Annotated in this window: 8 protein-coding genes; 3 read left to right on the top strand and 5 right to left on the bottom strand. The window is 69.1% G+C overall.

Features of this window, described 5'->3' with window-relative positions:
- Both A5646_RS19800 and A5646_RS19795 read right to left on the bottom strand, forming a co-directional pair.
- A partial coding sequence (locus A5646_RS19800) for a 13E12 repeat family protein (RefSeq protein WP_156765661.1) occupies nt 1-857 on the bottom strand: 857 nt, incomplete at its 3' end.
- A gap of 154 nt (nt 858-1011) precedes the next feature.
- Nucleotides 1012-1701 (bottom strand): PadR family transcriptional regulator, encoded by a 690-nt coding sequence (locus tag A5646_RS19795; RefSeq protein WP_066872560.1) that lies wholly within the window; start codon nt 1699-1701, stop codon nt 1012-1014.
- 62 nt (nt 1702-1763) lie between these two features.
- Between A5646_RS19795 and A5646_RS19790 the strand changes: the two genes are divergently transcribed.
- The gene (locus A5646_RS19790) at nt 1764-2681 is read left to right on the top strand and encodes a TIGR03619 family F420-dependent LLM class oxidoreductase (RefSeq protein WP_067023697.1); all 918 of its coding nucleotides are present in this window, start codon (nt 1764-1766) and stop codon (nt 2679-2681) included.
- On the opposite strand, the gene A5646_RS19785 is transcribed toward A5646_RS19790, so the two are convergent.
- Nucleotides 2678-3478: a hypothetical protein gene (locus A5646_RS19785; RefSeq protein WP_231998412.1), complete on the bottom strand. Its 801-nt coding sequence runs from the start codon at nt 3476-3478 to the stop codon at nt 2678-2680. The genes A5646_RS19790 and A5646_RS19785 overlap by 4 nt on opposite strands.
- A gap of 145 nt (nt 3479-3623) precedes the next feature.
- Here A5646_RS19785 and A5646_RS19780 point away from each other — a divergent pair, with 145 nt between their 5' ends.
- Nucleotides 3624-4748 (top strand): FAD-dependent oxidoreductase, encoded by a 1125-nt coding sequence (locus A5646_RS19780; protein WP_067023704.1) that lies wholly within the window; start codon nt 3624-3626, stop codon nt 4746-4748.
- 4 nt (nt 4749-4752) lie between these two features.
- Here A5646_RS19780 and A5646_RS19775 read toward each other — a convergent pair whose 3' ends face one another.
- Together A5646_RS19775 and A5646_RS19770 are read right to left on the bottom strand one after the other, a co-directional pair.
- On the bottom strand, nt 4753-6228 hold the full coding sequence (locus tag A5646_RS19775; protein ID WP_231998408.1) for a multicopper oxidase family protein: 1476 nt from the start codon (nt 6226-6228) through the stop codon (nt 4753-4755).
- 2 nt (nt 6229-6230) lie between these two features.
- Nucleotides 6231-6974, bottom strand: a complete 744-nt coding sequence (locus tag A5646_RS19770; protein WP_066879486.1) for an ArsR family transcriptional regulator — start codon at nt 6972-6974, stop codon at nt 6231-6233.
- A gap of 104 nt (nt 6975-7078) precedes the next feature.
- Between A5646_RS19770 and A5646_RS19765 the strand changes: the two genes are divergently transcribed.
- On the top strand, nt 7079-8149 hold a 1071-nt coding region (locus A5646_RS19765; protein WP_067023701.1), incomplete at its 3' end, for an APC family permease.

The raw sequence follows: 8149 nt of genomic DNA, 5'->3' as shown, positions 1-8149 counted from the left end.
CCGCGCCCGTTGTGCTGACCCAGGTTCCCGGAGGCCAGCACGCCGCGCAGTGCGGCGTTGAGTCCGTCGTGCTGGCGCTGGGCGGCCGAGCGTGGGTCGCGCTCGATGGCGTCTTGGGTGGGTGCGCCGTCCACACAGGGCGTGTCGTCGTCGGGGTTGCACATGCCGGGGGCGGCGAGTTTGGCTAGGACGGCTTCCAGGGTGGCGCGGGCTTCGGGGGTGAGCCAGCCGCGCAACGGCGACATGCCGTCGGCCTGCTGGTTGCCCAGGGTCAGACCACGCGCCCGCGCGCGGTCGTCGTCGGTGTAGGTGCCGTCGGGGTTGAGGCAGTCGGCCAGGGTGCGGGCCAACCCGGCGAGTTGTTCGGGGCGAAACCGGCTGCCCTCGGTGGCCAACCGCGCTTCGGCCCGCTCGCGGGTCGGCATGTCGATCCAGCCGGGCAGCTGGTGGTAGAACTTGCGGATCACCGCGACCTGACCCGCGCCCAGGGTGCCGTCGCGTTGTCCGGCGGCGGTGGCGGGCAGCATCGGGCCCAGCGGTTCGCCGGTCAGGCCGTGGCGCGGGCCCAAATCGCGCGCCTCCTTGAGGCGCCGGGCGGCTTCAGCGCGGCTGATCAGCGTCGCCTCGGCGATGGCGTGGACCACCGTGGCGCCGAGTTCGACCGACGGTGCCTGGCGGGCCAGGGAATTGATCACGGGGTGCTCGACGGCCGGGATGCGCCGGCGCTGCTTCTCGCAGCGCGCCAACACCGCCAACTGCTGGCGCGGCTTCAGCGCATCGACGTTCAGCGCGCACACCCGATCCCAGGCGGCATCGAGCGCATCGAACGCCGCCTCGACATCCTGCTCATCACTCACACCGCCAAACTAACGATGCCCACCGACAAGAACCGGCGACAGTAAAGCCCTGAAACCACAGTGACGCAAGGGATTTCGATATGCGTTTTCGGTATCTGTATTTCGTGGAACCGGACGGCCGGCGCCACGGCGAAACCGGTCACCACCGTCAGAACTAATCCGCTTCGCGCTTCGCCTGGACCTGTTTTTCGATCTCGCGCCAATTGCCCGGCTTGGGACGCGGCTTGCCGAAGCCACCCTTCGCGGCGCTCTGCAGGATGGCGTCGGCCTCGTCGATCTCCTTGATCATCTCCAGCGCGAACTCACGCTCGGCGGCGTAATACTTGGCCGCCCAGCGCAGCGCCAGCACCGAGTACGCCCACGCGGGTTCGGCCTCGGCTCCCTCGGCGTCCTCGACGGCCTTGCGGTGCCTGGCTTCGGCGTACGCCACATGCTCCTGCAGTAACTCCTTGAGCCGGCTCGGGTTACTGAGGTGCCCGAACGTAACCCGCAGCAGCACACTGTGTTTGAGCACCGGCGGGTCCACCGGCGCGTGAGTGGTCCACTCGGTCACGGCATCCATCCCGGCCGGGGTGATCTTGTACAGCCGGCGAGTGCGGGTGCCCTCGTCGCGTTCGACGCGTGAGGTCACCAGTCCCAGCGACTCCAGCTTCTTCAGCTCGGTGTAGATCTGGCTGTACGACGGGCTCCAGTAATACAGGTCGACACTCCAGTCGATCCACTTCTTGAGGTCATAGCCCGAAACCTCCTCTTCGTAGGACATCATGCCCAGCAGCGCCCAGCTGGTGGCGGCCAACGCCGCGTTGGTCAGCTTTTGGCTGGCAGGGTCCGTTTCGGAGTCCATGTCGCCAGGTTAACAACACCAACCCCTAGATTGGAGGACATGGACCGCTGGCTGGGACGCCCGTGAAGTTCGCCTTCCCCCTTCCGCACCTGCTGCGCCTCAAGGCGATCACGCAGCCCTGGGAGGCGGCCGTCACCGGAGGCGACCAGCGCCGCATGATGCAATGCGCCGACCGATGGGGCTACGACATGATCGCGGTGCCCGAGCATCTGGTCATCCCCACCGAGCATGTCGAGTTGTCCGGGCCGCACTATCTGCACTCGACGACCGCGCAGGCCTTCATCGCCGGTGCCACCGAGCGGGTGGCCATCAATTCCTGCGTCACCATCTTGCCGCTGCAGCACCCCATCGTGCTGGCCAAGGCCTTGGCCACCGCGGACTGGATGAGCGGGGGCCGGATGATGGTGACGTTCGGCGTGGGCTGGCTGGCCCGCGAGTTCGAGCTGCTCTCAGTGCCCTTCGGGGAGCGGGGCCGCATCGCCGACGAATACCTGGCCGCCATCGTCGAGCTGTGGACCAGCGACGCACCCCGATTCGAAGGCCGGTACGTGTCCTTCTCCGACATCGCCTTCGAGCCCAAACCCGTTCAGAAACCGCATCTTCCGATCTGGATCGGCGGCGACGCCGACGCCGCGCTGCGCCGGGCGGCCACGTTCGGGTCCGGTTGGTGGCCGTTCCTCACACCACCGGAGCAGATCGCCGAGAAGCTCGACTACATCAGGTCCCAACCCTCCTACGACGGCCGGGAATTCGAGGTGATGCACGGGCTGGGCACCAACCGGGTCGGCGAGGGACACGTCGCCCGCCGAGCGAGCGACCGGCCGGGCATGAGCGCCGGACACATCGTCGACCGGTTGAACTGGCTCGCCGAGCAGGGCGTGACCGTGACCGCGGTTCCCGTCCCTCCCGTGAGCGGCGTGGACGAATACCTCGACTACGCGCAGTGGGTCATCGAAGACATCAAGCCCCAGGTGTCCTAACGGATCTGCAATCCGCGCCGGCGCACCCAGTACACCGCGGCGATGCTGCCGGCGATCCACACGCTAATGGCGATGCCAAGGTGGACGAAGCTTTTGGTGTCGCGCCCGAACACCGGCCAGATCAACGCGGGCGCCTGCTGCCACAACACGCGATGTTCCACGCCGTTCATCGGGTCGGCCACGTAGTACAGCGCGTAGGGCAGCGTCAGGGCCAGCACCCAACTTCGGGTGCGGCGCAGATCGCCGCGCTGGCGCCAGCGCCGGATCAGCGGCTCGACACTGACCGGGTGCAGCACCGAGATGAAGTTGCCGACGCCTAACCAGGAGACGATGGGCACCGCGACGGTGGGGATCGTAATGCCCAGCCGCGCCGGCGTTTCCAGCCACAGCGTCAACACCACCGCCGCGGACAGGGTGGGCACGCCGACGATCGCGAGCAGGGCGAGGTTTTTGATCAACAGGATGCGCCAGAACGGCACGCCGGCGGACAACCCCCGCAGGATCCGGTAGTGGTCGGCGCCCAGGAAATTGGTGGTGGTGACGTCGGCGAGCACCCACGACGAGAAGTAGGTGCCCACCAGGATCACCCAATCGGGGTGCCGGCCCACCGGCGTCAGCGGCTGCACCAGCAACCAGCCGGCCGCGAAGACGACGTTGGCCACCACACCCATCAGCCAGGTGCGCGGCCGGGTGAACGACCACCGGATCTCGGCGATGACCGCCGGAATCAACGCCTTCTCGAAGTCCTTGGCGGCGCGCCGGGCCGCCGCGGGGCGCGGGGCCGACGCCCGCACCATGGCACTGAGAGAGGTGCGCAGCGCGGCGCTCACCCGCGGATGCGCCGGTGTCGCTGTGCCGCACGAGACGATCACCTGACGTGGCCCCCTTGCTCTCGGATCGGTCAACGGCTCGTCCGCAATGTACGCAGGGCAGGATAACGGCATGAACCGAAAGCGTGTCATCGTCGCCGGGCTCGGCGACGCCGGCGTCCTCGCGGCGATCCGGCTGTCGCGGCACGCCGACGTCGTCGGCATTTCGGCCAAGCCCGCGCTGGTGAGCGGCCAGGAGCTCGGCGTCCGGCTCTCGCGTCCACACGACTGGGCCCGCGATTACTGGATCCCGTTCGACCGGTTCCGCCGTCTCGACGGCGTCCGCACCGTGCAGGCCACGCTGACCGGCGTCGACCTGGACGCCCAAACCGTCTCCGGCCGAAGCGAAGACGGCGCGGCCGTCACCGAACCGTACGACGCGCTGATCATCTCGACCGGAGTCAGCAACGGCTTTTGGCGCCAGCCGACCCTGCAGTCGGCGGCCGAGATCGGCGCGGGACTGCGCGCCGCGCACGACAGGCTGGCCGCCGCCGGCTCGGTGGCCGTGGTGGGCGGCGGCGCGGCGGCCGTCAGCAGCGCCCTCAACATGGCGACCACGTGGCCGGACAAGCGCATCGACCTGTACTTCCCCGGCGAGTCCGCGCTGGCGGGACACCATCCGCGAATCTGGCATCGGCTGCGCCGCCGCCTCACCGAGCTGGGCGTCGGCCTGCACCCGGGCCACCGCGCGGTGGTGACCGACGGGTTCGCGGGCGAGGAACTGACCAGCGAGCCGGTCCACTTCAGCACCGGGCAGCCCCCGGCCCGGGCCGACGCCGTGCTGTGGGCGATCGGACGGGTGCGGCCCAACACCGGTTGGCTGCCGGCCGAGCTGCTCGACGAGCGCGGGTTCGTGCGCGTCACCCCCGAACTGCGGGTGCCCGGCCACCGGGGCGTGTTCGCGGTCGGCGACGTCGCGGCGACGGATCCGCTGCGCAGCTCCGCCCGAAACCGGGGCGATGCCCTGGTGGCACGCAACGTCCTCGCCGACCTCGCCGGCCGGCCGTTGCGGCCCTACCGGGCGCCGGCGCGGCGCTGGGGCTCGCTGGTAGGTATCCAGCCCAACGGGCTGGAGGTCTTCCTGCCCACCGGCCAGTCCTTCCGCTTCCCGTCCTGGTCGGTCGAGCGCGTGGTGATGCCCTGGATCGTGCGTTGGGGCATGTATCGGGGGGTGCGCCAGAACAACCCGCTGGGGTGAGGCGTCAGGTGCAGTTGAACAGCAGCATGAGCCCGTAATCCATGTGGATCTGTTGATGGCAGTGCAGTAGCGAAAGGCCGGGTTGGTCGGCGACGAAATCGATCTCCATGCTCTGGTAGCCGCCGAGCATGGCGACGTCCTTGCGGACACCGGCCGTCGCTGTCCCGGCGAACCGGGTGATTTCGAACGTGTGCCGGTGCAGGTGCATGGGGTGCAGGTCGTCGCTGGCGTTGCGGAACCGCAGCCGGTGACGCTTGCCGCGCTCGATGTCCAGCACGGGCTTGTTGGTGTCCATCGCGAAGGGCACACCGTTAATCGTCCAGACGTTGAAACCGTTGTCGGCGGCGTTGCGTTTCTCGATCAACATGTCGATGGTGCGATCGGGCGGTGGCAGGTCCGCCCGCTGCGATGCGCCGAACACCCGGTAATCCCACGTGAAGGGCGGGGGCGCCGCCCAGTGCGGATCCCCACCGCGCCCGGCATATTCGACGACCACGCCCATTCCGTGGCCGCGGTCGTCGTCGGACAGATCGCCCAGCACCCAGACGCCCGGATTGGTCATGCCGACCATCGCCGAGATCCGTTCGCCCGCGCCCAGCCACAACACCGGCACGGCGGCCCGCGTCGGTACCGGGTTGCCGTCCAGCGCGACGATGGTGAAAGTGTGGCCGGGCAGGGCCAAACTGCGGGTCTCGGTGGCGCTTCCGTTGAGAACGTGAAGCATGACCCGCTGACCGGTTCGCACCCGGATGGGCTCGCCGTGGCCCAGCATGCGCCCGTTGATCGCGAAGGCCCCGTACCCGACCTCGTTGCCGGGTGACTCGCCGCGCTCCAGCGCGGCGGCCATCGCCGACTCGCCCCTGTCCTTCAGGTCTTGATCCTGCGCACCGGCCAGAAAATCGCTGGGCATGTCGCCACCGCGGCTGAAGGCGGGGTCAAACTCCTTGAGCGTCAGAAAGATTTCCTGATCGTATGCACCGGTGTCGTGCGGGGGCTCGATGTAGACCGGGCCCACCAGGCCGCTGTACTGGCCACGCGACAGATCGGCGCGCGGCACGACGTGGGTGTGATAGAAGCGCAAGCCCGCCGGGCCGGGAACGAAGGAAATCCTGCGCATGCCGTGCGCGGGTATGTCGGGGGTGCCCTCCTCGGCGGCGCCGTCGACGTCGACGCCGACGTGCTGGCCGTGCCAGTGCAGCTGCTCCGGCGAGTCGGTGTCGTTGAAGACGTCGACCCAGGTTCGCCGGCCCTCCTTGAACCGCAACAGCGGACCGGGAAATTGACCGTTGTAGGTCAGGGTCGACACGGTCCGGTCCGGGGCCAACTCGACCTTCCCCGAGCCGATCCGCAGCGTGTAATCGGCTTTGCCGCCGGGTGGACCGCCGGGCGAAGGGTGCGAACACGCGCCACCGGCGCTTCCCGCGGCGGCCGTCAGCGCGACGCCGGCCCATTTGCCGAACTGACGCCGGTTGAGCACCATCGTCAGCGCCCGACCGCACCGACGCCGATGCCGGGCACGAAGAAGTCGATGCGGCGGCTCAATTCGCCTGCCACACGACGAAATTGCGGATAGCCGGCGCCGCCGGCAGACGGATCGGGCAGGCTCCAGTGCGTCGTGGTGGCCAGATCGTGGTCGCGCGCGTATTCGCGCACCTTGTCACACAGCGTGATCACGTAGTCGAAGCGGCGTCGGGACACCGTGGCCAGGGATTGGGGCCGGGTGCCGCTGAGGTCGATGCCGTATTCGTCGCGCATGACCCGGATGGCGTTGACGTGGAGCGCGGGTTTCGGATAACTACCCGCGCTTGCCGTTCGAATGCGCCCCTGGCCGCGTTTCTCGAGGAGTGCAGCGGCCATGGGCGAGCGCGCGCTGTTTCCGGTGCACAAAAACAACACGGTGCGCGGTGCCGCCCTGGGGGCGGCCCCGGGCGCCAACGCCGGATGCAAAGCGGCGGCCGCCTCACGAAATGCCTTGGCGCAGTTCGTCGAATTCAACCAGTAATAGGTGTCGCGCCCATCAAAACTGCTGCGTCGCGCATCGACGAGTCCGGCCGAACGCAACAACCGCAAGTGATACGAGACCAGGTTCTGCGGCTCGCCGACCGCGGCAGCCAATTCCCGCACCCGGTGGTCTCCGGAGGCCAGCTCGGTCAGCAGCGCCCACCGCAGGGGGTGCCCCGCCATCCGCATCAGCGGCGGAACGTCCGCTCGATCGACCGCCGCCATACTTCGGCACGATACATCAAATCAATTTGATAGGTTAGGCGCTACGCGAGGCGACGCAGGCGTGCCCATTTCTCCGACTTCGAGGAGACCCAGTGTCCGGAAGCATCCCGACGAGCACCCCGGCCGGCAACGACGAATTGCGCCGCAGCCTCGGCGTTTTCGACGCGGTGGTGATCGGGCTGGGATCGATGATCGGTGCGGGGATCTTCGCGGCCCTGGGCCCCGCGGCGCGCGCCGCCGGCTCGGGACTGCTGCTGGGCCTGGCGCTGGCGGCGGTAGTGGCCTACTGCAACGCCACGTCGTCGGCGCGGCTGGCGGCGCGCTACCCCGCGTCCGGCGGCACCTATCTCTACGGCCGAAAACGCCTGGGGGACTTCTGGGGATACCTGGCCGGTTGGGGATTCGTCGTCGGCAAGACCGCGTCGTGTGCGGCGATGGCCCTGACCATCGGCCTCTACGCCTGGCCGGCGCGGGCCCACGCGGTAGCCGTCGCGACGGTGGTGGCGCTGACGGCGGTCAATTACGCCGGGGTGCGCAAGTCGGCCTGGCTGACCCGCATCATCGTCGCGGTGGTGCTGGCGGTGCTGGTCGCCGTGATCGTCGCCGCGTTGACTTCCGGCGCGGCACGGCCCGAGCAGCTGCGGCTGAGCGGCGCCACCCTCGGCGGTGTGGTGCAGGCCGCCGGCCTGTTGTTCTTCGCCTTTGCCGGCTATGCGCGCATCGCCACCCTCGGCGAGGAGGTGCGCGACGCGGCGCGCACCATCCCGCGCGCGATACCGCTGGCGCTGACCATCACGCTGGCCGTCTATGCGCTGGTCGCGGTGGCCGCGCTGGGGGTGCTCGGCCCGGACCGGCTGGCGAATTCCGCCGCCCCGCTGGTCGAGACGGCCCGCGCGGCGGGAACGGGCTGGCTGGTTCCCGCCGTCCAGGCGGGAGCGGTGATCGCGGCGCTGGGCTCGCTGCTCGCGCTGATCCTCGGCGTCTCGCGCACCACGTTCGCGATGGCACGCGACCACCACCTGCCGCACACCCTGGCCGCGGTGCATCCGCGGTTCGGCGTCCCCCACCGCGCGGAATTGTTGATCGGCGTCATCGTGGCGGTCCTGGCCGCCACCGCCGACCTGCGCAACGCCATCGGATTTTCCTCGTTCGCCGTGCTGATCTACTACGCCGTC

The organism is Mycobacterium sp. 1245499.0 (assembly GCF_001673615.1).
In the GTDB taxonomy this organism is placed as follows: Bacteria; Actinomycetota; Actinomycetes; order Mycobacteriales; family Mycobacteriaceae; genus Mycobacterium; species Mycobacterium europaeum_A.
Note: the sequence above shows the minus strand (reverse complement) of the source record. Positions and strands in the feature narration are given on the sequence as shown.

Coding starts and splice junctions, on each gene's coding strand:
- A5646_RS19795 (WP_066872560.1), bottom strand. CDS start 1,701: ATGGACTCCGAAACGGACCCTGCCAGCCAAAAGCTGACCAACGCGGCG.
- A5646_RS19785 (WP_231998412.1), bottom strand. CDS start 3,478: ATGGTGCGGGCGTCGGCCCCGCGCCCCGCGGCGGCCCGGCGCGCCGCC.
- A5646_RS19780 (WP_067023704.1), top strand. CDS start 3,624: ATGAACCGAAAGCGTGTCATCGTCGCCGGGCTCGGCGACGCCGGCGTC.
- A5646_RS19775 (WP_231998408.1), bottom strand. CDS start 6,228: ATGGTGCTCAACCGGCGTCAGTTCGGCAAATGGGCCGGCGTCGCGCTG.
- A5646_RS19770 (WP_066879486.1), bottom strand. CDS start 6,974: ATGGCGGCGGTCGATCGAGCGGACGTTCCGCCGCTGATGCGGATGGCG.